Source organism: Serratia sp. TSA_7, assembly GCF_052692135.1.
In genome coordinates this window covers 1-26393 of record NZ_JBQZFU010000015.1, presented here as the reverse complement: position 1 = coordinate 26393, position 26393 = coordinate 1, and the positions used below count along the sequence as shown (strand labels likewise).

23 protein-coding genes and 1 tRNA gene are annotated in these 26393 nt (G+C 57.0%); 7 read left to right on the top strand and 17 right to left on the bottom strand.

The annotated features are described in order from the left end of the window. Nucleotides 1–207: 207 nt before the first annotated feature. Nucleotides 208–1530, top strand: a complete 1323-nt coding sequence (locus ACUTQW_RS24660) for an MFS transporter (RefSeq protein ID WP_020439981.1) — start codon at nucleotides 208–210, stop codon at nucleotides 1528–1530. Nucleotides 1531–1630: 100 nt separating this feature from the next. Further along, a complete protein-coding gene (locus ACUTQW_RS24655) occupies nucleotides 1631–2392 on the top strand; it encodes a CDP-diacylglycerol diphosphatase (RefSeq protein ID WP_006328771.1) in 762 nt (253 codons plus the stop codon). Between the two features lie 28 nt (nucleotides 2393–2420). Here the strand turns inward: ACUTQW_RS24655 and ACUTQW_RS24650 are convergent, their stop codons facing one another. Continuing rightward, a complete protein-coding gene (locus ACUTQW_RS24650) occupies nucleotides 2421–4454 on the bottom strand; it encodes an AsmA family protein (RefSeq protein ID WP_006328772.1) in 2034 nt (677 codons plus the stop codon). Between the two features lie 103 nt (nucleotides 4455–4557). After that, entirely contained in the window at nucleotides 4558–5343 is a 786-nt protein-coding gene (gene pdeH / locus ACUTQW_RS24645) for a cyclic-guanylate-specific phosphodiesterase (protein WP_006328773.1), read from the bottom strand. 142 nt (nucleotides 5344–5485) lie between these two features. Between pdeH and ACUTQW_RS24640 the strand changes: the two genes are divergently transcribed. Next, complete coding sequence (locus ACUTQW_RS24640) at nucleotides 5486–5689, top strand: 2-hydroxymuconate tautomerase family protein (protein ID WP_004951695.1); 204 nt, start codon at nucleotides 5486–5488, stop codon at nucleotides 5687–5689. Between the two features lie 164 nt (nucleotides 5690–5853). After that, nucleotides 5854–6786: a sugar kinase gene (locus tag ACUTQW_RS24635; RefSeq protein WP_006328774.1), complete on the top strand. Its 933-nt coding sequence runs from the start codon at nucleotides 5854–5856 to the stop codon at nucleotides 6784–6786. 118 nt (nucleotides 6787–6904) lie between these two features. Here ACUTQW_RS24635 and ilvC read toward each other — a convergent pair whose 3' ends face one another. After that, nucleotides 6905–8380, bottom strand: coding sequence for a ketol-acid reductoisomerase (ilvC, locus tag ACUTQW_RS24630; RefSeq protein ID WP_004951700.1), 1476 nt, complete (start codon nucleotides 8378–8380; stop codon nucleotides 6905–6907). Nucleotides 8381–8559: 179 nt separating this feature from the next. Here ilvC and ilvY point away from each other — a divergent pair, with 179 nt between their 5' ends. Continuing rightward, the gene (ilvY, locus tag ACUTQW_RS24625) at nucleotides 8560–9441 is read left to right on the top strand and encodes an HTH-type transcriptional activator IlvY (RefSeq protein ID WP_006328776.1); all 882 of its coding nucleotides are present in this window, start codon (nucleotides 8560–8562) and stop codon (nucleotides 9439–9441) included. Between the two features lie 115 nt (nucleotides 9442–9556). On the opposite strand, the gene ACUTQW_RS24620 is transcribed toward ilvY, so the two are convergent. The 8 genes from ACUTQW_RS24620 to ACUTQW_RS24585 form a co-directional block, all read right to left on the bottom strand. After that, complete coding sequence (locus ACUTQW_RS24620) at nucleotides 9557–10258, bottom strand: DUF2461 domain-containing protein (protein ID WP_006328777.1); 702 nt, start codon at nucleotides 10256–10258, stop codon at nucleotides 9557–9559. A gap of 21 nt (nucleotides 10259–10279) precedes the next feature. Further along, entirely contained in the window at nucleotides 10280–11824 is a 1545-nt protein-coding gene (gene ilvA / locus ACUTQW_RS24615) for a threonine ammonia-lyase, biosynthetic (RefSeq protein ID WP_004951707.1), read from the bottom strand. Nucleotides 11825–11829: 5 nt separating this feature from the next. Then, nucleotides 11830–13680: a dihydroxy-acid dehydratase gene (gene ilvD / locus ACUTQW_RS24610; RefSeq protein ID WP_004951710.1), complete on the bottom strand. Its 1851-nt coding sequence runs from the start codon at nucleotides 13678–13680 to the stop codon at nucleotides 11830–11832. A gap of 131 nt (nucleotides 13681–13811) precedes the next feature. After that, nucleotides 13812–14738 carry a branched-chain-amino-acid transaminase gene (gene ilvE / locus ACUTQW_RS24605; protein ID WP_004951712.1) on the bottom strand — a complete coding sequence of 309 codons (927 nt, stop codon included), beginning with the start codon at nucleotides 14736–14738 and terminating at the stop codon, nucleotides 13812–13814. A gap of 22 nt (nucleotides 14739–14760) precedes the next feature. Then, on the bottom strand, nucleotides 14761–15018 hold the full coding sequence (gene ilvM / locus ACUTQW_RS24600) for an acetolactate synthase 2 small subunit (protein WP_004951714.1): 258 nt from the start codon (nucleotides 15016–15018) through the stop codon (nucleotides 14761–14763). Next, nucleotides 15015–16661, bottom strand: coding sequence for an acetolactate synthase 2 catalytic subunit (ilvG, locus tag ACUTQW_RS24595; RefSeq protein ID WP_064799241.1), 1647 nt, complete (start codon nucleotides 16659–16661; stop codon nucleotides 15015–15017). The genes ilvM and ilvG overlap by 4 nt, the downstream gene beginning before the upstream one ends. Nucleotides 16662–16803: 142 nt before the next feature. After that, a complete protein-coding gene (gene ilvL / locus ACUTQW_RS24590) occupies nucleotides 16804–16902 on the bottom strand; it encodes an ilv operon leader peptide (RefSeq protein WP_013814970.1) in 99 nt (32 codons plus the stop codon). 133 nt (nucleotides 16903–17035) lie between these two features. Then, nucleotides 17036–18268, bottom strand: a complete 1233-nt coding sequence (locus tag ACUTQW_RS24585; protein ID WP_004951720.1) for an MFS transporter — start codon at nucleotides 18266–18268, stop codon at nucleotides 17036–17038. A 341-nt stretch (nucleotides 18269–18609) separates the two neighbouring features. Here ACUTQW_RS24585 and ACUTQW_RS24580 point away from each other — a divergent pair, with 341 nt between their 5' ends. After that, nucleotides 18610–20133 carry a YifB family Mg chelatase-like AAA ATPase gene (locus tag ACUTQW_RS24580; RefSeq protein ID WP_006328780.1) on the top strand — a complete coding sequence of 508 codons (1524 nt, stop codon included), beginning with the start codon at nucleotides 18610–18612 and terminating at the stop codon, nucleotides 20131–20133. A gap of 27 nt (nucleotides 20134–20160) precedes the next feature. On the opposite strand, the gene ACUTQW_RS24575 is transcribed toward ACUTQW_RS24580, so the two are convergent. Next, nucleotides 20161–20499 carry a DUF413 domain-containing protein gene (locus ACUTQW_RS24575; RefSeq protein WP_004951725.1) on the bottom strand — a complete coding sequence of 113 codons (339 nt, stop codon included), beginning with the start codon at nucleotides 20497–20499 and terminating at the stop codon, nucleotides 20161–20163. 119 nt (nucleotides 20500–20618) lie between these two features. Between ACUTQW_RS24575 and hdfR the strand changes: the two genes are divergently transcribed. Continuing rightward, entirely contained in the window at nucleotides 20619–21446 is an 828-nt protein-coding gene (gene hdfR, locus ACUTQW_RS24570; protein WP_004951728.1) for an HTH-type transcriptional regulator HdfR, read from the top strand. A 4-nt stretch (nucleotides 21447–21450) separates the two neighbouring features. On the opposite strand, the gene yjfF is transcribed toward hdfR, so the two are convergent. The 5 genes from yjfF to ACUTQW_RS24545 form a co-directional block, all read right to left on the bottom strand. Beyond that, the gene (gene yjfF / locus ACUTQW_RS24565; protein ID WP_013814974.1) at nucleotides 21451–22443 is read right to left on the bottom strand and encodes a galactofuranose ABC transporter, permease protein YjfF; all 993 of its coding nucleotides are present in this window, start codon (nucleotides 22441–22443) and stop codon (nucleotides 21451–21453) included. Further along, nucleotides 22440–23462 carry a galactofuranose ABC transporter, ATP-binding protein YtfT gene (gene ytfT, locus ACUTQW_RS24560; protein WP_086012904.1) on the bottom strand — a complete coding sequence of 341 codons (1023 nt, stop codon included), beginning with the start codon at nucleotides 23460–23462 and terminating at the stop codon, nucleotides 22440–22442. Before ytfT ends, yjfF begins: the two co-directional genes overlap by 4 nt. Further along, nucleotides 23459–24973 (bottom strand): galactofuranose ABC transporter, ATP-binding protein YtfR, encoded by a 1515-nt coding sequence (gene ytfR / locus ACUTQW_RS24555; RefSeq protein ID WP_006328792.1) that lies wholly within the window; start codon nucleotides 24971–24973, stop codon nucleotides 23459–23461. The genes ytfT and ytfR overlap by 4 nt, the downstream gene beginning before the upstream one ends. Before the next feature lie 23 nt (nucleotides 24974–24996). Continuing rightward, nucleotides 24997–25953, bottom strand: coding sequence for a galactofuranose ABC transporter, galactofuranose-binding protein YtfQ (ytfQ, locus tag ACUTQW_RS24550; protein WP_004951740.1), 957 nt, complete (start codon nucleotides 25951–25953; stop codon nucleotides 24997–24999). A gap of 317 nt (nucleotides 25954–26270) precedes the next feature. Continuing rightward, nucleotides 26271–26346 (bottom strand) — tRNA-Trp (locus ACUTQW_RS24545). Between the last annotated feature and the right edge of the window lie 47 nt (nucleotides 26347–26393).

Sequence of the window (26393 nt, the reverse complement as noted above, 5' to 3'; positions counted from 1 at the left end):
TACCGGCTAACTTTTCTTTACGATTTTTACAGCAATTAAATCTGTATATTATTCATTTTGCAACGTTAAAACCTAAAGGGAGTTACAGTACTGAAACATTAAGCTTTTTAACCGGTTAATGACGGTATTGTACAAAGTTTCATCATTGAAAAGGCATTTTGCTATGACTAAGATGGATTTTTACAAATTCAAAAAATAAGAAACACTATGCAAGCATCCATCGCACCAACTCTGGACGCCGACGAGGCGTCAACACCGGTAAACTCACGCGGAAAAGTGATTGTCGCCTCGCTGGTCGGTACCGCCATCGAGTTTTTCGATTTCTATATTTACGCCACCGCCGCAGTGATCGTCTTCCCGCATATCTTCTTCCCGCAGGGCGACCCGACCACGGCCACGTTGCAATCGCTGGCCACCTTCGCCGTCGCCTTTATTGCACGCCCGATTGGTTCGGCGCTGTTCGGTCACTTCGGCGATCGCGTGGGCCGCAAGGTGACGCTGGTCGCCTCGCTGCTCACCATGGGAATTTCTACCGTGCTGATCGGCCTGCTGCCGAGCTACGACACCATTGGCATCTTTGCACCGCTCCTGCTGGCGCTGGCGCGTTTTGGCCAAGGGCTTGGTCTGGGCGGTGAATGGGGCGGCGCGGCTTTGCTGGCTACCGAGAATGCTCCTGCTAGAAAGCGCGCGCTGTACGGTTCATTCCCGCAATTGGGTGCGCCTATCGGCTTCTTCTTCGCCAACGGGACCTTCCTGCTGCTCTCCTGGCTGCTGACAGACCAACAGTTTATGGAATGGGGCTGGCGCGTGCCGTTTATCCTGTCCGCAGCTCTGGTGCTGATCGGCCTGTATGTCCGCGTATCGCTGCATGAAACCCCGGTATTCGCCAAGGTGGCGAAAGCCGGCAAACAGGTAAAAATCCCGCTCGGCACCCTGCTGAGCAAGCATTGGAAGGCGACCATACTCGGTACCTTCATCATGCTGGCGACCTATACCCTGTTCTACCTGATGACGGTTTACTCGATGACCTACGGCACCACGGCGCAGCCGCTGGGGTTAGGCTACTCACGCAATACCTTCCTGTGGATGCTGATGGTGGCGGTAATCGGTTTTGGCGTGATGGTGCCGATTGCCGGCCTGTTGGCGGATGCCTTTGGCCGCCGCAAGACCATGATCGCCATTACCCTGCTGATGATCGCTTTCGCCTTCCTGTTCCCAAGCCTGTTGGGCTCCGGCAATCAGGTGCTGGTGATGGGCTTCCTGCTGTGCGGTCTGAGCATCATGGGCCTGACCTTCGGCCCGATGGGGGCGCTGCTGCCGGAGCTGTTCCCGACCGAAGTGCGTTATACCGGCGCGTCGTTCTCCTACAACGTGGCGTCAATCCTCGGGGCCGCCGTGGCGCCTTATATCGCCACCTGGCTGGCAACCCACTACGGTCTGTTCTACGTCGGTCTGTATCTGGCAGCGATGGCCAGCCTCACGCTGATCGCCTTGCTGCTGATGAAAGAGACCCGGGATATGTCGCTGTAACCCTTGTTTTGCGGCCCCCCCGGCGGGGCCGCACTTCCCGCTTTGTCTCCTGTCATAAATTCGGACTATGCTGTGCGCTCCTCCCGTTGAACGGAAATCGATGATGTCTCTGCGCCGCAGGCTGTATTGGTACCTTGTTCCCCTGATCGTTGCCGCCCTTGCATTGGGTGCCTGGTTCGGGCTGAAATCATCCCATCCGGACGCGCTTTGGCGCATCGTCAGCCAACAGTGCTTGCCCAACCAGCAGGCGCACAATAACCCGGCACCCTGCGCACAGGTTGACACACAGGCCGGTTTTGTCGTGTTTAAGGATCGCAACGGGCCGCTGCAATATCTGTTGATGCCAAGCGCTAAAATTACCGGTATTGAAAGCCCGACGGTGCTGGAAGCCACCACCCCGAACTTCTTTGCGCAAGCCTGGGCGGCGCGCCATTTTATGGCAGATAAATATGGCAAAGAGATAGATGACGCTGATATTTCGCTGGCGATTAATTCCGAGTATGGCCGCAGCCAGAATCAGCTGCACATTCATATTTCCTGCCTGCTGCCGGCGGTAAAAACGCAGTTGGCGCAGTTTGCGGCGGATTACACCGAGCAATGGCAACCGCTGCCCGGTGGCCTGCTGGGTCACGATTATCTGGTGCGCCGGGTCGCGCCTGACGAATTGGCCAGGCAAGGTGCTTTCCGCCTGCTGGCCGAGGGCATCCCACGCGCCAATGGCCGCATGGGCAGCTTTGGCCTGGCGATGACCGCACTCCCAGGTGGCGACTTCCTGCTGCTGGCCACCGAACGCAGCCTGCTGCCCTTTACTCTGGCCTCGGCGGAAGAAATTCAGGATCACGACTGCCGGGTGCTGAATTAAAGATGGCCCGCTTGACGGGCCACAGAGATCATTTCTTTTGCTTCATCTTTTGCAGGATTTGCCCGCATTGGTTTTCATCGCCGCCTTCGCTCGGGGAAACCAACGCCAGCAAGGCTGCCGCCGGCGTCAGCACCACGCCCAGCGCCACCGCAGCCGCACCGCGCGCAATCAGCGGGCCGGCTTTAACGCCGGCATCCGGGTTCTTGAAGGTCCCTTTCACATACAAGGGTGAACGCAGCGTCAGCACACGCATCCCCTTGCTTTCCGGATCGATGGACAAATCCAGCCGCTCGCTGGCCAAATTGGCGTCGCCGCTGATATTGATAATGGCGTTCTCGGTGTCAAACACGAACAGCCGCGGCGCGGCGACGCCATTGCGAATACCGACATCCGCCGCCGCACAGTTGATGCCCACGACATCGTCACCAAACAGCTTCGCGACCAGATAATTGCCCACATTCAGCCCGAGGATCTCCATCAGTCCGCGGCTGATCACGCCGTTGTTAACCACCATGCGCAGTTCGCCGCTGCTGGTTGCCAACAGCTCGGCCACCGAATTACCGCTGCCGGTCAGTTTGGCATCCCCGTTCATCTGCCCCAGGCTGCGCTTCATCGACGCCACGTTCGGCAGAAGTTGCTGAAGCTGGAATTTACGCGCATGCATATCCACCCGGCCCTGCATCGGGTTTTTACCGCCGTCCAGACGAAGGGTGGCGTTGAGGTTGCCGCCGGCCACGCCGAATCGCAACGGATCCATCAGGATCACACCGTTATCCAACTGCAAATGGGTAGAGAGATCGCTCAGCGGCAGCGAATTGCCGCGCTCGATGCGTTTCGCGGTAAATTTCACGTCCGCATCCATCAGGTTCCAGCTTTTGGTGTCAAATTTCTCAACCGGTAACACCTTGTCGGCAGGCTGACGGCTCTTCTCCCCACGACCGGCTTTTTCCGTATTGGAATCCGCACCAATCAACGGCGCCAGATCGGCCAGGCGCAGCTGTTTCGACAGCACTTCACCGCTCAGTTTGGGCCGAGGTTTACTGGCGACATATTTCAAATTGCCGTGGATATCGCTGTCGCCGATTTTGCCGTCGAACTTCTGGTACTGGAACACCGCGCCGCCTTTCTCGTGCAACCGTGCGATCAGGTGCCCATCGGTAGAGTACGGTGGGGTATTCGGCAGCAAAACGCCAGTCAGGCCATACAGATTGCCCAGGCTATCGCCGGATAATTTTACCCGCAGATCCAACCCGCCCAGGTTCATCGGATCGGACAGCGTGCCGGCCACCACCACCCGGGCTGCGCCGGAGCGCACGTCGGCTTGCAGCGGGAAAGGCACCTCGGCATTCTGCAGCGACAGCATGCCGCCCATCTTGCCGCTGCCCGACAGCGGCTCGCCGTTGTATTTGCCCTTCACCTTCCAGCCAAAAACATAGTCGGGGGTGATCGCACTGCCGGCGTCTTTTTTTCCTGTGACCTCGCTGAACGGCAGCGGCTTGCCAAGCGGGTCAATCAGCGCACGGAAATCTGCCTTCAGCGTGGCGTCTTTAACATCAATCTGACCGCGATCGAAGACGACGTCATGAATATTCACCGACCAGTCGGACGTCGGTTGTTTGGGATCGCCGGCCAGGTTGAAGGTCCAGTTATTGTCGCCGTTCGCCAGCCGTTGCAAGGTGGCGTTCGGCTGTTTCAGCCAGATACGCGGAATCAACACCTCTTTGCCGAGCAGCGCCAGCGGCGCGATGCTGGCATCGACGCGTTGCAGTTGGACCATGCTGTCGCCGGGAATATTTTTGGGATTGCCCAGCACAATGTCTTCGGCATGAATGTGCGGCCACGGCACCCAGGCACGCCAGCCCCCCTCATCTTTCTCACGCGCCCAGTCCACGCCCAGCTCGCCGCGGATCGCAAACGGCCGCTGCAACTCGGCAGACATCTTGTCATTGATGGTCGGTTTAAGGCGGTTCCAGTCGAAGGTCATCACAAAGATCACCAGCGCGGCAATCACCAGCAGCACGATGCCGCCAACCCAGCTGAAAGCTTTTCCCGTTCTTGTCATATCGGCTCCCTGAACACGGTAATCTGCCACTAAAATTGATAAGCAGGCTTTACCAAGCCTAGCCGAGGATAGGCGAGAGTTCACGCTTTAGGCAGGCAGAGAGTCAGGCGGGCGGCGAGGAAAACAACATCGGCAAGGTTTGCAGCGTTTCAAAACGGGCCGGGCGGGAAAGGTAGTAGCCCTGCGCAGCCAATGCGCCGGAACGCTGCACCAGCAGCCATTCCTGCTCGGTCTCCACCCCTTCGACGATCACCCCTTCGCTGAACTGGTTCATTATTTTGATCAGGGTGAAAAGCAACTCGATGCCGTCTTCCGTCTGCTTCAGCAGGGTGAATAACTCACGCGCCACTTTAATGTATTGGTAACGCCAGGTACTGATGGCACAGAAGTTCGCCAAGCCGCTGCCGAAATCATCCAGCCACAACCGCTCCGCCCCCGTAATTTGCTGCAACGGACAGCTCAGCGCCATCCCGGCATGCTCCACCAGCTCAAAGCGCAGATAGGGCATCGCGGTAATCTGCCTTTGCAACTCAGCATGTCGCTGCAACGCCTGCAGCGCAATACCGTCGATATTGACCGACACCATCAACGCATGGCGGATAAGATGCGGCTGCCAGCCTTGCAGGAAGCTGAGTTGTTCCTGAATGATCCGCAGGCGCGAGCTAACGTCGAGGGCGGCAAAATAGCGCTCCGGCGATTGCGGCTTGTCCGGCGCGCTGGGGTGATACACCACCGTTAACAGCTCTATCGCCAGCAAAGCGCCGGAGGTGCGGTAGATAGGCTGAAAGGTGTACAAACGCCGACATTGTCGCCAGTAACGTTGCGTTTTTACGCGCATGCAGACGGCAAGGAATGGCGCCAGCAGACCAGAGTTCGTCTTGGTTGTCATGGGTACTATCGCCATCGAAGGAGAATGAAAACGCTCAGGCTGCGGTAGTGCTGCTCTTAGTTTATCGGCAAGATGCGATAAAACTTTAAGCGATAGCGAAAGCCTTTTACATTGATAACAGATCAATAACAGAGGAAAAGACATGCCCTACGTAAATATCAAAATTACCCGCGAAGGCGCGACGCCGGAGCAAAAGAAACAGCTGATCGCCGGCGTGACGCAACTGTTGGTGGATACGCTAGGGAAAAACCCGGCGACCACCGTGGTGGTCATTGATGAAGTAGAAACCGACAATTGGGGCATCGGCGGCCACAGCGTCACCGACCTGCGCGCAGCCGCGAAATAACGGCCGGCGGCACGCTTCGCTATCGGGAAACTTTTCCATTTCCCGATAGCGATCATAAATTAATTAAAACGATGTTTTATTTTTATTGACTCCCCCCGCCCTTGCGTTGAGACTGAAGGCGTTGCGCATCCCTTTGTTTTTTCTTCCAGCCAGGGCCGTTGACTATGACCACCCAGAATCTTGCCGTGATCGGCGAATGCATGATTGAACTGTCGCAAAAAGGCGCGGAGCTCAGCCGCGGATTTGGCGGCGATACCTTAAACACCGCCGTTTACATCGCCCGCCAGGTGCCGGAAACCGCGCTGCAGGTGCATTACGTCACCGCCCTCGGCACCGATAGCTTCAGCCAGGAAATGCTGCAGGCCTGGCAACAGGAAAAGGTTAAAACCGATTTGATCCAACGGCTGGAAAACAAGCTGCCGGGGTTGTATGTGATCGAAACCGATGATACCGGCGAGCGCACCTTCTATTACTGGCGCAACGACGCCGCCGCACGCTACTGGCTGGAAGGGCCCCAGGCGGAAAGCCTGTGCGAGCATCTGGCCCATTTCGATTATCTGTACCTCAGCGGTATCAGCGTGGCCATTCTCAACCCAGCCAGCCGCACCCGATTGCTGGCGTTGCTGCGCCAGTGCCGCGCCAACGGCGGGAAGGTGATTTTCGATAATAACTATCGGCCGCGCCTGTGGCAGAACCGCGAGGAAACCCAACAGGTTTATCGCGATGTGCTGGCCTGCACCGACATCGCCTTCCTGACCCTGGACGATGAAGACCTGCTGTGGGGCAAACAACCGGTGGAACAGGTGGTCCGCCGCACGCAGGCATTGGGTGTAACGGAGATTGTGATCAAACGCGGCGCAGACGCCTGCCTGGTATTCAGCGCCGAAGGCACCGAGCTTGAGATTCCGGCGGTGCAGCTGCCGAAAGAGAAGGTGGTGGATACCACCGCCGCAGGGGACTCCTTCAGCGCCGGATACCTGGCGGTACGTTTAACCGGCGGCGACGCGGTACAGGCGGCACAGCGTGGCCACCTGACTGCCAGCACGGTTATCCAATATCGTGGAGCCATCATCCCGCGGGAGGCAATGCCGCAGTAATGCCTGATCTCCAAAAATGCGAAAGGCCAGCAACGATGCTGGCCTTTTTAATGGGCTTAATATGCTAAGCCCTTAGTCGCTGAAATAACAACGCGACAGCTTGAAAGACGACGGGTATTTAGCCTGCTACCGCGATACGTTTCATATCAGTCATATAACCACGCAGTTTGCGGCCAACGGATTCGATTGGGTGATTGCGCACCGCTTCGTTCACGTCACGCAGTTGCGCGTTGTCCACGGAAGTACCGGCCACGGATTTACCCAAATCGCCTGCCTGCAGAGTCGTCATAAACTCTTTCAGCAACGGCACTGCGGCGTTAGCGAACAGGTAGTTGCCGTATTCAGCGGTATCAGAGATAACCACGTTCATTTCATACAGACGCTTGCGCGCGATGGTGTTGGCGATCAGCGGCAGCTCGTGCAGTGATTCGTAGTAAGCGGATTCTTCGATGATGCCTGCGTCAACCATGGTTTCGAACGCCAGCTCAACGCCTGCTTTCACCATAGCGACCATCAGCACGCCGTTATCAAAGTATTCCTGCTCGCTGATTTTGCCTTCGAACTGCGGCGCATTCTCGAATGCCGATTTGCCGGTCTCTTCACGCCAGTTCAGCAGTTTTACGTCGTCTTCTGCCCAGTCGGCCATCATGCCGCTGGAGAAGGCGCCGGAGATGATGTCGTCCATGTGTTTCTGGAACAGCGGCGCCATGATCTCTTTCAGTTGTTCGGACAGCGCATAAGCACGCAGCTTGGCCGGGTTGGACAGACGATCCATCATCAGGGTGATGCCGCCCTGCTTCAGCGCTTCGGTGATGGTTTCCCAACCGAACTGAATCAGTTTCTCGGCGTAAGCCGGCTCGGTGCCTTCAGCAACCAATTTGTCGAAGCACAGCAGCGAACCCGCCTGCAACATGCCGCACAGAATGGTTTGCTCACCCATCAGGTCAGATTTCACTTCGGCAACGAAGGAGGACTCCAGCACGCCGGCACGGTGGCCGCCAGTCGCTGCTGCCCAGGCCTTGGCGATCGCCATGCCTTCGCCTTTCGGGTCGTTTTCCGGGTGAACCGCAATCAGGGTCGGCACGCCGAAACCGCGTTTGTATTCTTCGCGCACTTCGGTGCCCGGGCATTTCGGCGCCACCATCACTACGGTGATGTCTTTACGTACCTGTTCGCCCACTTCAACGATGTTGAAGCCATGGGAGTAGCCCAGCGCCGCGCCGTCTTTCATCAGCGGCTGAACTGCGCGAACCACTGAGGTGTGCTGTTTGTCCGGCGTCAGGTTAACCACCAGGTCCGCCTGCGGGATCAGATCTTCGTAGGTGCCGACTTTGAAGCCATTCTCGGTCGCTTTACGCCATGAAGGTCGCTTCTCGTCGATGGCTTCTTTGCGCAGGGCATAGGCAACGTCCAGGCCCGAGTCACGCATGTTCAGCCCCTGGTTCAGGCCCTGTGCGCCACAGCCGACGATCACCACTTTTTTGCCTTTCAGGTAGCCGGCTTCATCCGCAAATTCGTCGCGAGCCATGAAACGACACTTGCCCAATTGCGCCAACTGCTGACGCAGGTTCAAGGTGTTGAAATAGTTAGCCATGGTGGTACTCCAGTTAGATGTTGTGTCGATTTAGCTTATCGATGTTATTTTCATTCCCCGCCCTGTCTGTGCGGAGATTCGTTAAACTCAATGTATAACAGGAAACGCGTTGCTTAAATTGATATATTACGAATGTGATATTGCAATTTATGCAACACTCTTGCTGCGAGCGTACCTATATGGATTTACGTGATTTAAAACTGTTCCTCCATCTGGCGGAAAGCCAGCATTTTGGCCGCACCGCCAAAGCGATGCACGTCAGCCCGTCGACGCTATCCCGCCAGATCCAACGGCTGGAGGAGATCCTCGGCCAACCGCTGTTTTTGCGCGATAACCGCACCGTGCAGCTCACCGATGCCGGTGAACAGCTGAAAGAGTTTGCCCAGCATACCCTGTTGCAATACCAGCAGTTGAAACATTCGCTGGGCCAGCACGGCCCTTCGCTGAGCGGCGAATTGCGGCTGTTTTGCTCGGTTACCGCTGCCTACAGCCATCTGCCGCCAATCCTCGACAGGTTCCGGGCGCAGCATCCGCTGGTGGAAATCAAACTCACCACCGGTGACGCTGCCGACGCGGTCGACAAGGTGCAGTCCAACGAGGCCGACCTCGGCATTGCCGGCCGGCCAGAAACCCTGCCCACCAGCGTGGCGTTCACTAAAATCGGCGAAATCCCGCTGGTACTGATCGCCCCTGCGCTCCCCTGCGCGGTACGCAGCCAGGCGTTTGTCGCAAAGCCCGATTGGGCCACCATTCCGTTTATCCTGCCGGAGCACGGCCCGTCGCGAAAACGCATCGAACTGTGGTTCCGCCGCCAACGCATCGCCAACCCGCTGATTTACGCCACCGTCGGCGGCCACGAGGCCATCGTTTCGATGGTAGCGCTGGGTTGCGGCATTGCGCTGATCCCCGGCGTGGTGGTAGACAACAGCCCGGAACCGGTGCGTAACCGCATCTCGCAGCTGGAAAATATTTCGATGGTCGAACCCTTTGAACTGGGCGTTTGCGTACAGAAAAAGCGCCTCAGCGATCCGTTGATCGAGGCTTTTTGGCGCCTGCTGTGAACGGTCGACATCTTGAAAACGAAATCACTGCATTCAAACATGAACATTTGAAATATTAAGCCCGATGGATTTCAAGTTACAGCCAACAGGCTGCAGCTTGAAAGACGACGGGTATTCATAAATCAGCCGGATCGATTTGCTTCATCGTCTCCACCTGCATCAGCCAGCGATACAGCGGCTCCAACTGTTGGAAACCCTGCGTCAGCGTCTGCACCAGGCCTGCGCTGAACAGCTTTTCTACCTGGCTGTCGCTGACCATCACCGCAAAAGATTTGCGGTTATACCAGGTGGCGATCTCCGCCGCCTGCTCTTTCACCAGCGGGCGTTTGTAGCTTTCCCCCACCAGCTCGAACGGCGGCCGACAGCAGGCCGCCACCTCTAAAAACGGCTGCGACCGGCGCAGCAGCGTATGGCGGAACAGGTCCATCGTCGGCTTGTTGGCGCTGTAATAGCCCAGCCCATAGCGCAACATATCCGGCCCCAGTTCAAAGAAATACACCGGCGCGTCTTTCCAGTCTTTACTCGGCCGTTTAAACGTCAGCCACATGCGGCTGCGATAGCGCGATTTGTCATGAGAGAAACGCGTATCGCGGTGGAGCCGCGACAGCGTTTTACCGATCGCCGGCCGGGTTTCAAACTGCGGATCGATGGCCAGCATGGCCGGGCTCAGCTCGGCCACCAGCGTACGGAACGGCGTCAACAGCTCCCGCTCGTAAAGGTTACGATTGGCTTCAAACCAGTCTTTGTCGTTTTCGAGACGCACCTGTTGGAGAAAATTCAGCCCCTGTTGGCTGAAACCGGTAAAACTGTCTGTCATACGCCGTCCTTGTCGATTCCCTTAGCCCTGCAAGAAAAAGCGGAACGCCGGGTTATCGGTTTCATCGTGGCAATCGTAGCCCAGCGCCTGCAAGTGCTGCTCAAACTCGGGTTCGGTCTGCGACAGCTCGAAGCCCGCCAGCACGCGGCCAAAATCGGTGCCGTGGCTGCGATAATGGAACAGCGAGATATTCCAGTGAGTACCCAAGGTCTGCAGGAACTTCAGCAGCGCACCCGGCGACTCCGGGAATTCAAAGCTGTACAGACGTTCGCGCAGCGGCTTCGAAGGACGCCCGCCCACCATGTAACGCACGTGCAGCTTGGCCATTTCGTCATCGGACAGGTCTACCACCTGATAACCGTCGGCGTTCAGCTCGTCGATGATCTCCAGCCGTTCCGCATGACCGCGCGTCAGACGAACACCGACGAAAATGCAGGCGTTATCCGCATCGGCATAGCGGTAGTTGAACTCGGTCACCGAACGGCCGCCCAGCAGTTGGCAAAACTTCAGGAAGCTGCCTTTCTGCTCTGGAATAGTCACCGCCAGCAGGGCTTCACGCTGTTCACCCAATTCGCAGCGTTCGGACACGTAACGCAATCCGTGGAAGTTCAGGTTGGCGCCAGACAGTACGTGCGCCAGGCGCTCGCCCTGAATATTGTGCTGCTGCACGTACTTTTTCAGCCCGGCCAGCGCCAGCGCGCCGGAAGGCTCGGCAATGGCACGCACGTCTTCGAACAAATCCTTTACCGCCGCACAGATAGCGTCGCTGTCGACGGTGATCACATCGTCCAGGTATTCCCGGCACAGACGGAAGGTTTCATCGCCGATGCGCTTCACCGCCACCCCCTCGGCGAACAACCCGACGCGCGCCAGATCCACCGGGTGCCCGGCATCCAGCGCCGCTCGCAGGCAGGCGGAATCTTCAGCTTCCACGCCAATCACTTTGATTTGCGGCATCAGTTGCTTAATCAGCACCGCTACGCCGGCCGCCAGGCCGCCACCGCCAACCGGCACAAACACCCGGTCAAGATGCGCATCCTGCTGCAGCAGCTCCATCGCCAACGTGCCCTGCCCGGCAATCACCGTGGGATGATCGAACGGCGGTACGAAGGTCATGCCCTGTTTCTGCGACAGCTCAATCGCCCGCGCTTTGGCTTCATCAAAGTTGGCGCCGTGCAACAACACCTCGCCACCGAAACCGCGCACCGCATCCACTTTGATGTCTGCGGTGGATACCGGCATCACGATCAGCGTTTTGATCCCCAGCCGTTTGCCGGAGTAGGCTACGCCCTGCGCATGGTTACCGGCGGAAGCCGTCACCACGCCGCGCGCCTTTTGTTCTTCGTTCAGACTGGCGATCATCGAATAGGCACCGCGCAGCTTGAAGCTGTGCACCGGCTGACGATCTTCACGCTTCACCAGAATGGTATTGCCCAGTCGCGAAGAGATTTTGCTCATGGCCTGTAACGGGGTGACCTGAGCCACCTCGTAAACCGGCGAGCGGAGCACCGCTCGCAGATACTCCGCGCCGCCAGGGGCGTCGGATAGGGGTTGTGATTCCGCCATGATGCTTAGCCTCCCAGCTTGCTCTTGTCGCGCACTGCGCCTTTGTCGGCACTGGTCGCCAGCGTGGCGTAGGCGCGCAGGGCGTAAGACACCTGACGTTCACGATTTTTCGGTGTCCAGGCGCGATCGCCACGCGCCAGCTCAACCTCGCGGCGTGCCGCCAGTTCGCTGTCTGTAACGTCCAGCACCATGCTACGTTTTGGAATGTCGATGTCGATCATGTCGCCATCTTCGATCAGTGCGATCAGGCCGCCGCTGCCCGCTTCCGGAGAAACGTGGCCGATAGACAGGCCCGAGGTGCCGCCGGAGAAGCGCCCATCGGTAATCAGCGCACAGGCTTTGCCCAGCCCCATGGATTTCAGGTAGGTCGTCGGGTACAGCATTTCCTGCATGCCCGGCCCGCCTTTTGGCCCTTCGTAGCGGATGACCACCACGTCGCCGGCAACCACTTTGCCGCCGAGAATCGCTTCCACCGCCGTATCCTGGCTTTCGTAGACTTTCGCCGGGCCACGGAAGGTCAGGTTATCTTTGTCGACGCCGGCAGTTTTAACGATGCTGCCGTCCAGCGCCATGTTGCCGTACAGCACGGCCAATCCGCCTTCCAGGCTGAACGCATTTTCCAGCGAGCGGATACACCCCTCTGCGCGGTCGTCGTCCAGCGTATCCCAGCGGCAATCCTGCGAGAACGCCTGAGTGGTGCGGATACCCGCCGGGCCGGCGCGGAACATTTTCTTCACGGCTTCATCTTTGGTCAGCATGATGTCGTACTGTTCCAGCGTTTCCGACAGCTTCAGGCCCAGGATGTTATCGACGTCGCGGTTCATCAGCCCCGCGCGGTCCAACTCGCCGAGGATAGCCAGTACGCCGCCAGCGCGGTGCACGTCTTCCATATGGTATTTCTGGGTGCTTGGAGCCACTTTGCACAGGTGCGGCACCTTGCGCGACAGACGATCGATATCTGCCATGGTGAAGTCAATCTCGCCTTCCTGGGCCGCTGCCAGCAGGTGAAGTACGGTGTTGGTCGAGCCGCCCATGGCGATATCCAGCGTCATGGCGTTTTCGAATGCCGCTTTGTTGGCGATGCTGCGCGGCAGCGCGCTTTCGTCGTCCTGCTCGTAGTAACGTTTGGTCAGCGCAACGATGCGCTTGCCGGCGTTGAGGAACAGATCCTTACGGTCCGCATGGGTCGCCAGCAGCGAGCCGTTACCCGGCTGGGACAGACCCAGCGCTTCGGTCAGGCAGTTCATCGAGTTGGCGGTGAACATGCCGGAACAGGAGCCGCAGGTCGGGCAGGCGGAACGTTCGATTTGCGCGCTGTCGGCGTCGCTGACGTTCGGGTTGGCGCCCTGGATCATCGCATCGATCAGATCCAGTTTGATTATCTTGTCGGACAGCTTGGTCTTGCCGGCTTCCATTGGGCCGCCTGAAACGAAAATCACCGGAATATTGAGGCGCAGTGACGCCATCAGCATCCCCGGGGTGATTTTGTCGCAGTTGGAGATACACACCATCGCATCGGCGCAGTGGGCATTCACCATGTATTCAACCGAGTCGGCGATCAGTTCGCGCGACGGCAGGGAATAGAGCATGCCGCCGTGGCCCATGGCGATACCGTCATCCACCGCAATGGTGTTGAATTCTTTGGCGACGCCGCCGGAGGCTTCGATCTGTTCTGCAACCAGTTTGCCCAAATCGCGCAAGTGCACGTGGCCCGGCACGAACTGGGTAAATGAGTTGACCACCGCAATAATCGGCTTGCCGAAATCGTCGTCGGTCATTCCGGTCGCGCGCCATAATGCGCGGGCACCCGCCATATTGCGGCCGTGGGTGGTGGTGGCGGAACGGTACTTAGGCATGCTCTTCACTCCAAATGTATTTATTACAGGCGGCGAACGAACCGCCTGGATATTCTTATCTGTCTGTCGATTTACCCTATGAATTTCAACCTGCAGCTAACAACGCTGCAGGTTGAAAGGCGACGGGTAAATTATGGATTTACCGGATCCAGCCAACCGTACTTGTCTTCGGTCTTGCCGGTAAACAGGCCAAAGAATGCCTGTTGGATTTGTTTGGTCACCGGTCCGCATTTGCCGATACCGACCTGGATGCCGTCAACGCTGCGCACCGGGGTGATTTCCGCTGCGGTGCCGGACATGAACACTTCGTCGGCCAGGTACAACGACTCTCGCGACAATACCTGCTCACGCACTTCGAAGCCCATGTCTTTCGCCAGTTTGATGATGGCGTCACGGGTGATGCCCGGTAGCGCGGATGAGGTGAACGGCGGGGTAAACAGCACGCCGTCTTTCACTTCGAACAGGTTCTCGCCTGCGCCTTCGGAAATATAACCGTGCACGTCAAGCGCAATCCCTTCCTGATAACCGTGGCGGCGCGCTTCGCTGCCCACCAGCAGGGAGGAAAGGTAGTTGCCGCCGGCTTTGGCCGCAGTTGGAATGGTATTCGGCGCCACGCGCTGCCAGGAAGAAACCATCGCATCGATGCCTTGTTCCAGCGCTTCTTCACCCAGATACGCGCCCCAAGGAAACGCCGCGATAATCACGTCGGTATTGTAACCGGCTGGCGGGTTAACCCCCATGCCGACGTCGCCAACAAACACCAGCGGACGGATATAAGCACTGATCAGATTGTTTTTACGCAGCGTGGCGCGGCAGGCTTCCATCAGTTCATCGACGCTGTGCGATACCGGCATGCGATAGATTTTTGCCGAGTCGTGCAGACGCTGCATATGTTCGCGGTGGCGGAATACCACCGGGCCTTTATGGGAGTCGTAGCAGCGGACTCCTTCAAACACCGAAGTGCCGTAGTGCAACGCATGCGACATCACGTGCACTTTGGCGTCAGCCCAGGGAACCATCTCACCATTGAACCAAATGTAATCGGCTTTCTTCGTCATTATTCTTTATCCTTCTCGCGCCTTAGGCGCGTATTTGTTGTGATGTTGGTTGCTGGATCTCAACGCAGGAGACGTCCATCAGTTTGCTTAACTGTGATGACAGTAGATCCACCGGGCGCTGGCTGGCAACGGTCAATTCAATATTAATGTTGTCGGTATTCACCGCTGAAACCATATTCATAGCACAAACCTGAAAGCCGCGATGACGCACGACGCGCAATACGCGCTCTAACATTTCGGGGCGGAAACGTGCCTGGATCGAGAGTTGATGCTGCATCATGACATTTTCTCCAACATGGTTTCGTTGCCGGCGCCCGGCGGCACCAGCGGCCAGACGTTTTCGAGTTCATCAATGGACACGTGCAGCAGATAAGGCCCTTCGCTGTTGAGTAAGGCGTCGAGGGCGTCTGCCACCTGGTCTTTGCGGGTAATGCGCTGGCCGGGGATACCGAAGGCATTGGCCAACATCAGGAAATCGGGGTTATCGGACAGGTTGGTTTCGCTGTAACGACCGTCAAAAAACAGCTGCTGCCACTGTCGAACCATCCCTAAACGCTGGTTATCCAGTAAAACGATTTTCAGCGGCAGCTGTTTTCGTTTTATGGTGCCCAGCTCTTGCACGTTCATCATGAAGGAACCGTCGCCCGACACGCAGATCACCGTATCCTGCGGCCGCGCCATTTGGGCCCCCACCGCGGCCGGCACGCCGAACCCCATGGTGCCCAGACCGCTGGACGTGATGAAGTTTTCAGGGCATTCAAAGGTCATGTGCTGTGCGGTCCACATCTGGTGCTGGCCCACGTCGGTGGTAACCACAGTATTGGCCGGTTTGCGCTCGGATAACTGTTTCAACAGCAGCGGCGCGTAGATCGGCTGGCCTGGGTGATCGTAACGCCAGGTATGGGTTTCTTTCAGCTCAGCGACCCGTTGCTGCCAGGTGCTGATATTCAACGGCTGCTGCAGCGCAGGCAACAAGGCTTTCAAATCGCCCTGCAATGCCACGTGCGCCTGACGCAGCTTGCTCATCTCCGCCGGGTCGATATCCATGTGGATCACCTTGGCGTGCGGTGCGAAAGCGTTCAGTTTGCCGGTCACGCGATCGTCAAAACGCGCGCCGACGGCGATCAGCAAATCGCATTCCTGCACCGCCAGGTTGGCGGCCTTGGTACCGTGCATGCCCAGCATGCCGAGATAATAGGCGTGTTCCGCATCTGGCGCGCCCAGCCCTTTCAACGTGGCGACGCTTGGTATCTGAGTCACGGCGATAAACTCGCGCAACGCCGGCACCGCCTGCGCCATACCAACCCCACCGCCAACGTACAGCATAGGTTTGTGCGCCTGCGCCAGCAATTCGGCGGCTTGCGCCAACTCTTCCGCTGGGTAGTTCAGTTCTTCCACTACCGGCATCAGATGAGGATGCAGGTCACCCTGTGCCAGCTGGATGTCTTTCGGGATATCGATCAGCACCGGGCCTGGACGACCGCTGCCGGCAATGGCGAAGGCTTCCGCCATGATGCCCGGCAGCGCGTCCAATGACTCCACCAGGAAGCTGTGTTTGGTGCAGGCCAGAGACAGGCCGAGAACATCGATCTCCTGAAAGGCATCGGTGCCGATCAGCGCAGATCCCACTTGGCCGGTGATAGCCACGACCGGCACGGAGTCCAGCAGCGCATCGGCCAGGCCGGTGATCAGGTTGGTGGCGCCAGGCCCGGAAGTGGCGATACAAACGCCGATTTTACCGGTTGAACGGGCATAGCCGATGGCGGCCATTGCGGCGCCTTGTTCGTGGCGGCACAGCAGGTGTTCCACACCGCCGTCATACAATGCATCGTAGACTGGCATGATTGCGCCGCCCGGATAGCCGAATACCGTATCAACACCCTGCGCACGCAACGCTTGTACTACCCACTGAGCCCCGTTCATGGTTATTTCCCCGCCTTACTTCGATAATTGCAGGATTTTGCTCTGTTATTCATTCTCTTATCCTCGCTTCACTTTTCTTATGCCAATAAAAAACCCCCGGACCTTACGGTGCGGGGGTTCTCTTGCGATTCCGGCTTGTTTTCTAAGCCTTTCTTCGTCCAAGTGCAGCCCCGCACGGTGGGATAATAATCACCACCACGCTAATCACGACTAGGCTAATCACTTGGGCAAAGGCTTTCATAATAGGTTTGTTCACTGTGCTCGTTTCGAACTAATACCTACAGAGTTACCATAGTCACGCTCGGCATGACAACACTTTTTTTGCGTTATTATTCGACGCAATCTGGTCATACCTCGCGCAAACTACCGCGATTTCAAACGTTAGCATGCAGGCTTGGGGTTTTCACCTCGCCAGAGATCGCCTTGCCGCGCGTATCCTTGCCGAAGAACACCAACAGTGCGATAACAATCGCCACCGTGCCGGCAATGATCGCCATCGCCAGCCCATAGTTATGGCCATTGTGAGCGGCAATCGTTGCCTGCAATGTCGCGTTCACCGACGCAAGCAGATTGCCCAACTGGTAAACGAACCCCGGCAGCACCGCACGGGTATTAGCCGGTACCAGCTCGGTGAGATAGCTCGGCACCACGCCCCAGGCGCCCTGCACCATGAATTGCATCAAGAATGCGCCAATCCCGAGCATCAGCGAACCGCTGGAAAACGCCCACAGCGGGATCACCGGCAAGGCCAGCAGCGCAGCGATGATAATCGCTTTCCTGCGGCCGATTTTTTCCGACAGCGCGCCGAAGAAAACCCCGCCGATAATTGACGCGATATTGTAGCTAATGGCGATGATACTTACGGTTTTAGCATCGAAACCATGCTGAACTTTCAGAAACACCGGGTACATATCCTGGGTGCCGTGCGAGAAGAAATTAAACGCGGCCATCAGCAGCACCAGATAGCCGCACAGTTTCCAATGGCTCTTCAGCACCGGCAGCAACGCGCTGCTTTCCTTGCGTTCACGCGCCGCCAGCCACACCGGCGATTCCTGTACGCAATAGTAAATAAACGGCAACAGCAAAATCGGTGCTGCGCCGATAACAAACATGCCACGCCACCCCACCGCCTCAAACAGCAGACCGTACACCACTGCCGCCAACAAATAACCAAACGGATAACCCGCCTGGAAAATCCCCGACATCAGGCCGCGTGAACGGTCCGGGATGGTTTCCATCGCCAGCGATGACGCCACGCCCCAGATCCCGCCCATCGCCACGCCGTACAATACCCGTAGCAGCAAAAATACCGTCAGCGACGGGGCCGCTGCAGACAGCAGCTCAAACACCGAGAAGAACACGATGTTCAGCATCAAAATCGGTTTGCGGCCGTATTTTTCCGCCGCGCGGCCGAAGATCAGCGCACCGATCGGACGTACTGCCAGCGTCAGCAGGATCGCCAGCGTCACCTCTTCCATGCCGACATGGAAAGATTTCGCGATATCGCTGAGCAAAAACACCAGCACGAAGAAATCAAACGCATCGAGCGTCCAGCTTGAAAAGCTGGCGATAGCCGCATTGCGTTGCTGCGGGGTCCAACCAAACATAGTGTTATCCCTACTCTAGCTTACGAAGTCGTGAGATTTAGCGGCTGCCGTGGCGGAACGCGTCGGCGGTCGGGGTTTGTTAATTAAAGGGCTTTTATTTTAACTAATTGTTAAATACACCCATCCAACCTCCGTCTGCAACAGGGCTAGCCCGCTAATGTGTTGCAGCGTTCGCGTAATTGTTAAGGGGTATTGCCATCATTTGCGGTGCGCTTCGCAAAATATCTATATCTGTTTGAAATAAAAGATCTAACTTGCGAACCTTTACGTAAACTCTTCAATGTTGCCGCGCTCCGGGGGCGCGAATCCCGCATCATGTTGCCTTCAGAAAGGAGAGCAATATGTCACTGGCGGTTATCTATACCCGGGCAACGATGGGCGTTCAGGCCCCTTCGGTGACGGTCGAAGTACATATCAGTAACGGGTTACCCGGCCTGACGATGGTCGGCCTGCCGGAAACCACGGTGAAAGAGGCCCGCGATCGGGTACGCAGCGCGTTGATCAACAACGGTTTCACCTTTCCCGCCCGACGCATCACCGTCAACCTGGCTCCAGCCGATCTTCCCAAAGAGGGCGGCCGTTACGATCTGCCTATTGCCCTGGCAATCCTCGCCGCCTCCGAACAACTGCCGGCCGATCAGCTTGCGCGCTATGAGTTCCTCGGGGAGCTGGCGCTCTCCGGCGCTCTGCGGGGAGTAAGCGGCGCGATACCCGCCGCGCTGGCGGCTATGGATGCCGGAAGACAGCTGATTCTGGCGTCAGCCAATGGTAAGGAAGTGGGCCTGATTGCACAGAGTGAAAGCCGGGTTGCGGAACATCTGCTGGAAGTGTGCGCCTTTTTGTTGGGCAAAGGCGATTTACCGGGGGCCACCGCCCCGGCTCCCGCCGAAACCCGGCAGGAACCCGCCGATTTGCAGGATATTCTGGGCCAGGAACAGGCCAAGCGTGCGCTGGAGATCGCCGCAGCAGGGGGGCATAACCTGTTGCTGGTCGGCCCGCCGGGTACCGGGAAAACCATGTTGGCCAGCCGCCTGAACGGCCTGCTGCCACCGCTGACCGACCGGGAGGCGCTGGAAAGCGTGGCCGTAGCCAGCCTGCTGCATCACCCTGCCGAAACGCTGCCATGGCGCCAGCGGCCATTTCGCGCACCGCATCACAGCGCCTCAATGGTTGCGCTGGTCGGCGGTGGCTCACTGCCGCGGCCGGGGGAAATCTCCATGGCGCACAACGGCGTACTGTTTCTGGACGAGTTGCCGGAATTCGAACGGCGCGTGCTGGATGCCCTGCGTGAACCGCTGGAGTCTGGCGAAATCGTCATTTCACGCGCCAGCGCCAAGGTTTGTTTCCCAGCCAGGGTGCAGTTGATCGCCGCAATGAATCCCAGCCCGACAGGACACTACCAGGGCATGCATAACCGCGCGTCGCCGCAACAGGTCCTGCGCTATCTCGGGCGGCTTTCAGGGCCGTTTCTCGATCGTTTCGATTTATCGATTGAGGTGCCGTTGCTGCCGCCAGGCGTGCTCAGTAAAAAGCGCGCCGGAGGAGAAAGCAGCATTCAGGTACGTGAACGGGTATTGCAGGCGCGTGAAAGGCAACTCTGCCGGGCAGGAAAAATCAACGCCCTGTTGAGTAATCCCGAAGTCGAACGGGATTGTACGCTCAGCGCACCGGATGCCGATTTTCTTGAGACGACGTTAAACAAGTTGGGATTATCGGTTCGTGCCTGGCAACGAATTTTAAAAGTGGCACGCACGCTGGCGGATTTGGCGGGGGATCGGGATATTGATAAGCGCCACCTGAGCGAAGCGCTTGGCTACCGTTGTATGGACAGACTGTTGTTGCAGCTGCATCGCAGCCTGGAATAAAAATGGGGCCCGCAGGCCCCATCGTTATCAATCGTCGCTTTCGGTGTAGTCTTCCACCGCATCAGCCTGCGGCTTGCCACCAGACAGGGTATGGAATTTTTTCGGGCGACGTGTGCGCGCCAGATATTTAGCCCATACTTTTTCCTGCTCGGTTACCGGCTCACGCTCACCGTGGCACACTGCGACGAACAGCTGTTCTTCTTCAGTGGCTGGCTGGCGTTTGCCTGCGTCCAACTCGTTGAACGCATACCCGAAGCGCTCTAGCAATTGCGCTTCTTTAATGGTGAAATCGCCGTGACGGGAGAACCCGCGAGGATAATGTTTATTATCAAAAAAACGATTGGTCGTGGTGAAGCTATCCGCCATCTGACACGCTCCTAATTCTCTCATGGCCGTGCTGTTTATGGCGCGGAGTATTAGATAGGCTTGACATTGTGTAAAACAAAACATTTAAATCTTAACGATAAAAATTTCTGGAGATAGGTGTGGATACCGAATTACTGAAAACCTTTTTGGAGGTCAGTAGAACGCGTCACTTTGGCCGAGCCGCGGAATCCTTGTACTTAACGCAGTCTGCGGTCAGTTTCCGCATCCGCCAGTTAGAAAACCAATTAGGCGCGAATTTATTCACCCGTCACCGTAACAATATTCGCCTGACGCCCGCCGGAGAGCGGCTTCTGCCCTATGCTGAGAGCCTGATGACAACCTGGCAATTGGCAAAAAAAGAGGTGGTGCGTTCGCTGCAGCATACCGAGTTGTCCATCGGCGCCACCGCATCTTTGTGGGAGGCCTACCTAACCCCGTGGTTGCAATCGCTCTATCAACAACGTGAGGCGCTACAACTTGAAGCCAGGGTTGCGCTACGGCATTCTTTGGTAAAACAGCTGCATGAGAGACAGCTCGATTTGCTCATCACTACCGAACCGCCAAAGATGGATGAGCTGGCCAGCCAGCTGCTGGGGAATTTCTCGCTGCGGCTATTCTCTTCTACCCTGCGCGATAAGCATGCGCCGATGCCGTATATCAAGCTGGAATGGGGGGCCGACTTTCATCCGCAAGAAAGCCGCATGTTGGAAAGCGATAATCTGCCGGTGCTTACCACCACCTCGGCACACCTGACCCGCCAGTTACTGGAAACCACCGGCGGCTGCGCCTTCCTGCCCAGCCAGTGGGAGAAGGACTATCCACAGTTGGTCGCAACCCCCGAAATCCCGGCGATTATCCGTCCGCTGTACGCTGTGTGGCTGCAAAATAGCGACCAGCAGCCACTCATCCGGCAATTGCTGAAAATACCTTTAAACACCGCAGCCTAAGACGCTATAACGGCTTTAGTCGGGGATGGCGTGGTTTGGTTCGTCTGTTGAGCCAAAATGCGCTCATCGCCTTCTGGAGGCCGATAAAGCAGAACAGCAGGATACCGATGACGATTTTGGTCCACCATGAGCTAAGCGTACCGTCGAAGGTGATATAGCTCTGAATCAGCCCCTGGATCAGCACGCCAAACAGCGTGCCCAGCACGGTGCCGACACCGCCGGTCAACAAAGTGCCGCCAATCACCACGGCGGCAATGGCATCCAGCTCCACACCGCTGGCCGCCAGCGCATAGCCCGCGGAGGTATATAACGAGAAAATAATCCCGGACAGCGCCGCCAGCGTGCCTGAAAGCATATAAATCAGCACCGTGGTACGCTGCACCGGTACGCCCATTAACGCCGCAGACACCCGATTGCCGCCGATGGCATAGACGTTATGGCCGAAGCGCGTGCGGTGCGCCAGTACCATGCCAACCGCCACCACCAACAGCATCACCAGCGCTAACAGCGTGAAACGGCCACCACCCGGCAGTTTCCAGGCGTAGTTGGCCAGCGTCGCATACAGCGGATGATCAATGGGTATCGACTCTTCCGAAAGGATAAAACTCATGCCGCGTACGAAGAACATCCCAGCCAGCGTGATGATAAATGCCGGTAGCTTGAGCGCATCAATGATCCAGCCCATCAGAGCGCCAAACGACGCCCCCATCAACAGAGCAATGACGAACGCATAGCCCGGTGCAATGCCGTAAACGCCGATCAGCTTGGCCAACAATACGCCGGTGAAGGCGATCACCGAGCCAACCGACAGATCGATACCGCCGGAAAGGATCACAAACGTCATCCCCACCGCCACAATGCCGAGAAACGCGTTGTCTGTCAGTAAATCGCACCATACCCGCGTTGACGCAAAGCTGGGGAACTGGGTGAGACAAAATCCGTAGCCCAGAAGAAAGACCACGAGGGTAATCAACAATGACAGATTACGTTTGATCATGGCTTTCGTCTCCTTAACAGCCGATGCAACGATACGCTCGGCGATTGAATCATCAGTACCGCCAGCACCACTATCGCCTTCAGCACCAGATTGAACTCCGGCCGGTAGCCGGACAGTAGAATGCCGGTATTCATCCCCTGGATAATCAATGCCCCCACTACCGACAACAGAAGATTAAAACGGCCGCCCAGCAAAGATCCTCCGCCAATCACCACCGCTAAAATCGCATCCAGCTCCAACCACAGCCCGGCATTGTTGGCATCTGCGCCACGGATATCCGCGGTCACAATAATCCCCGCCACGGCGGCGCACAGCCCGCAGATCACATAGACCGCCATGACCACCCAACGCGTACTCACCCCCGCATTGCGCGCCGAGCGCAGGTTAATTCCCACCGCCTCGATAAACAGCCCCAACGCGGTTTTGCGCGTCAACAGCCAGATCAACAACAGCATCACGGCGGCAATGATCGCCGGCATCGGCAAATACATCAGCGCGCCGCTGCCCAGTTGCGCCAAACCTTCACGTTCGAAAGTGACGATTTGCCCTTCGGTGATCAGCTGTGCAATACCGCGCCCGGCCACCATCAACATCAGCGTGGCGACAATCGGTTGTATCTGCAGCACCGCGACCAGAAATCCGTTCCACAGGCCACACAACGCCCCCACGGCCAGCGCAGCGGCCAGCACGTAACCCAGTGGATAGCCCGCGCTGGTCAGCGTTGCCGCCGTAGCACCGGCGATTGCCATCACGGCCCCCACTGAGAGGTCGATACCGCCGGTGGCGATCACCAGTGTCATGCCCAAGGCAAGCAACGCGACCGGCGCACCGCGGTTAACGATATCGATCACGCTGCCAAACAGACGACCATCCTGAACGTGAATGGAAAAGAAATTCGGGGCGACCAGGCTGTCGATCAGCAAAATCGCCGCCAGCGCTCCCAACTGCGTCGCCCCGGCCGGGAATACCCATTTGACTTTGCGTGGTCCACCGGTCATGGAGAAGCTCCTGTGGTTCATCCTGCCCCCTGTTGCACAGCAATAGCCTGCATAATCGCAGGTACCGTAATAGCCGTATGCTCAAGCTGCGTAACGTGTTTTCTGTCGCGCAATACCACGATGCGGTCGGCATATCCCGCCAATTCCTCCAGCTCAGAAGAGATCACCAGCAGCGCTAACCCTTCATCGCACAGCCTTTCAATCAACCGAATGATTTCAGCATGCGCACCGACGTCAATCCCGCGCGTCGGTTCATCCAGGATCAGAAAACGGGGTTTGGTTGCCAACCAACGCGACAGCAGCACCTTCTGCTGATTCCCTCCGGACAGGTATTGGATCTGTTGCTCCGGGCCCGGCGTGCGAATGCCCAATAATTGGATAAAACTCTCGGCAATGCGGGTTTGCTCTCGTAGCGAGAGCGGCTTTAACCAGCCGCGCTGAGCCTGCAAAGCCAGAATGATATTTTCTCGCACCGTCGCAGCACCGATAATTCCGTCGGTTTTACGATCCTCCGGGCAATAACCGAAGCCGAGACTGGCAGCTTTGCGCGGCGTACGAATATTCACCGCGCGGCCCTCCACTTTCGCACTACCGCTATCATGCGATTTGATGCCAAATATCAGTTGGGCCGTTTCGGTACGCCCTGAACCGAGCAGGCCTGCCAATCCGACAATCTCACCCGGCCTTATTCTCAGATCGAAGGGTTCAACCATGCCACGACGCCCGTAGCCGTTAAATTCGACCAGCGGAGACGCATCCGTCGGCACATGCTCGCCCCGCTTGAGCAACGACTCATCAAAGGCGTGACCGAGCATCATCTGGACCAGCTCCAGCCGTGGCAAGTCGTTGGCAGCCTTGGTACCCACCAACCTACCGTTGCGCAGCACGGTAATGCGATCGCTGATGCGATAAACCTGATCGAGGAAATGGGTGACAAAGATCATGCCTATCCCCTGCGATCGCAGTTGACTGAGAATATCCAGCAGCATGGTGACTTCTTTAGCATCCAGGCTCGCAGTAGGTTCATCCAGAATCAGGACTTTGGCTGAAAGATCGACCGCCCGTGCGATAGCGACAATCTGCTGGATCGCAATCGAATAATTGCCTAATGGCTGGCTGGCATCCAACTGCAACCCATAACCCAGCAAAAGTTGCTGAGCCCGCCGCAGCATGGTTTTTTGATCGACCAGGCCGAAACGGGTAGGTTCGCGGCCGATAAACAAATTGGCGGCCACCGAGATATTCGCCAGCAGGTTAACCTCCTGATAAACCGTACCAATCCCCAGCGCCTGCGCTTGCGCGGTGCTTTGCGGCGCAATGGCTTTGCCCTCCAGCAGAATTTCACCGGCGGAACGCTGATAAACCCCGGTCAGCGCTTTGATTAGCGTGGATTTTCCCGCGCCGTTTTCACCCAACAGCGCCATGATCTCTCCGCGCTGTAGCGTGAAATCAACCTCTTCCAGCGCCTTTACGCCAGGAAACTCGACGGATAATCCCTTAATCGCCAATAACGTGGTCTGCGATGCGGCCATCTTTTGTCCCATCGGTGAGTGGATTAATAACCCATGCTTTTCTTCAGCTCGAATTCCTGTTTTGCGGTATCAGGCTGCAGCAGTTTCGATTCGGTCTGAATAAACTTCGCGGGTTGCGTTCCGTCTTTTTTCATCGCCAACAGCGCGTCGAACGCAGGGCCAGCCATATTCGGTGTCAGTTCGACCGACGCATTGGCCTCGCCATTGATCATCGCTTTGAAGATATCGGGAACACCGTCAATGGAGACGATTTTAATTTGTGAGCCTGGTTTCAAGCCGGCTTCTTTGATCGCCTGAATGGCACCTATCGCCATATCGTCGTTGTGAGCGTATACGGCGCAGATATTTTTGCCGTTTTGCTCGGCCTTGATGAAGCTTTCCATCACTTCTTTACCCTTGCTGCGGGTGAAGTCGCCGGATTGCGAACGGATAATTTTGACGTTGGCGGCGCTGGCAATACCGTCAGCAAAGCCTTTCTTGCGGTTGATTGCAACGCTGGCGCCCACGGTGCCTTGCAGTTCCACCACGTTACAAGGCTTACCGGCGACCTCTTTGACCAGCCACTCCCCCGCAACTTTGCCTTCATGCACACTGTCCGATGCCACAGCCGCGGTATACAGCGAGGGATCGTTCACTTCGATCATCCTGTCGAGCAGGAATACCGGGATTTTGGCCTCTTTCGCCTCTTGCAGTACCGGAGTCCAGCCGGTAGCGACAACTGGCGCAATGAAAATAGCGTCAACACCCTGGGCAATAAAAGATCTGACCGCTTTGATCTGGTTTTCCTGTTTTTGCTGCGCATCGGCGATTTTCAGCGTAATTCCGCGCTTTTCCGCTTCTTGTTTCGATACTTTGGTTTCCGCCGAGCGCCAACCCGATTCAGAACCAATCTGAGAAAAGCCGACGACCAGCGGTGCTGCCTGTGCCGTACCGATCAATGCGCCAGTAATGGCGGCCGCTAACAGCAGACGTTTAACCATGTTGTTCTCCTCGCTTTGCCCAGGGATGTGACTCCCTCCGACAGGGGTAGTCGTTGTTGTATATGCTGCATATTTTTCTGGTGGAGTTGGCGGCCAAAAGGTTGGGCGCTACTTAGTTGTAGTTGAAAATCAGGCAGGAATAATGAGCAGCATCACATCGCGGTAGAACAACCATTTTGTACATGGATTCAGCTAAAAATGTCTAAATTGGGAACGATTTCAGAGGGGTTTTTAGGCAGTTTTTCAGAGGAGTAGCAAAAAGTTAGAAAATGTAGAAAGCAAAAAAAACCCTTTGCTTTCGCAAAGGGTTTTTAATATGGCAGGGGCGGAGAGACTCGAACTCGCGACACCCGGTTTTGGAGACCGGTGCTCTACCAACTGAGCTACGCCCCTAAATCTCGCTTAACATTATGCCTGCTAAAATTAGCAGGCATAATTTA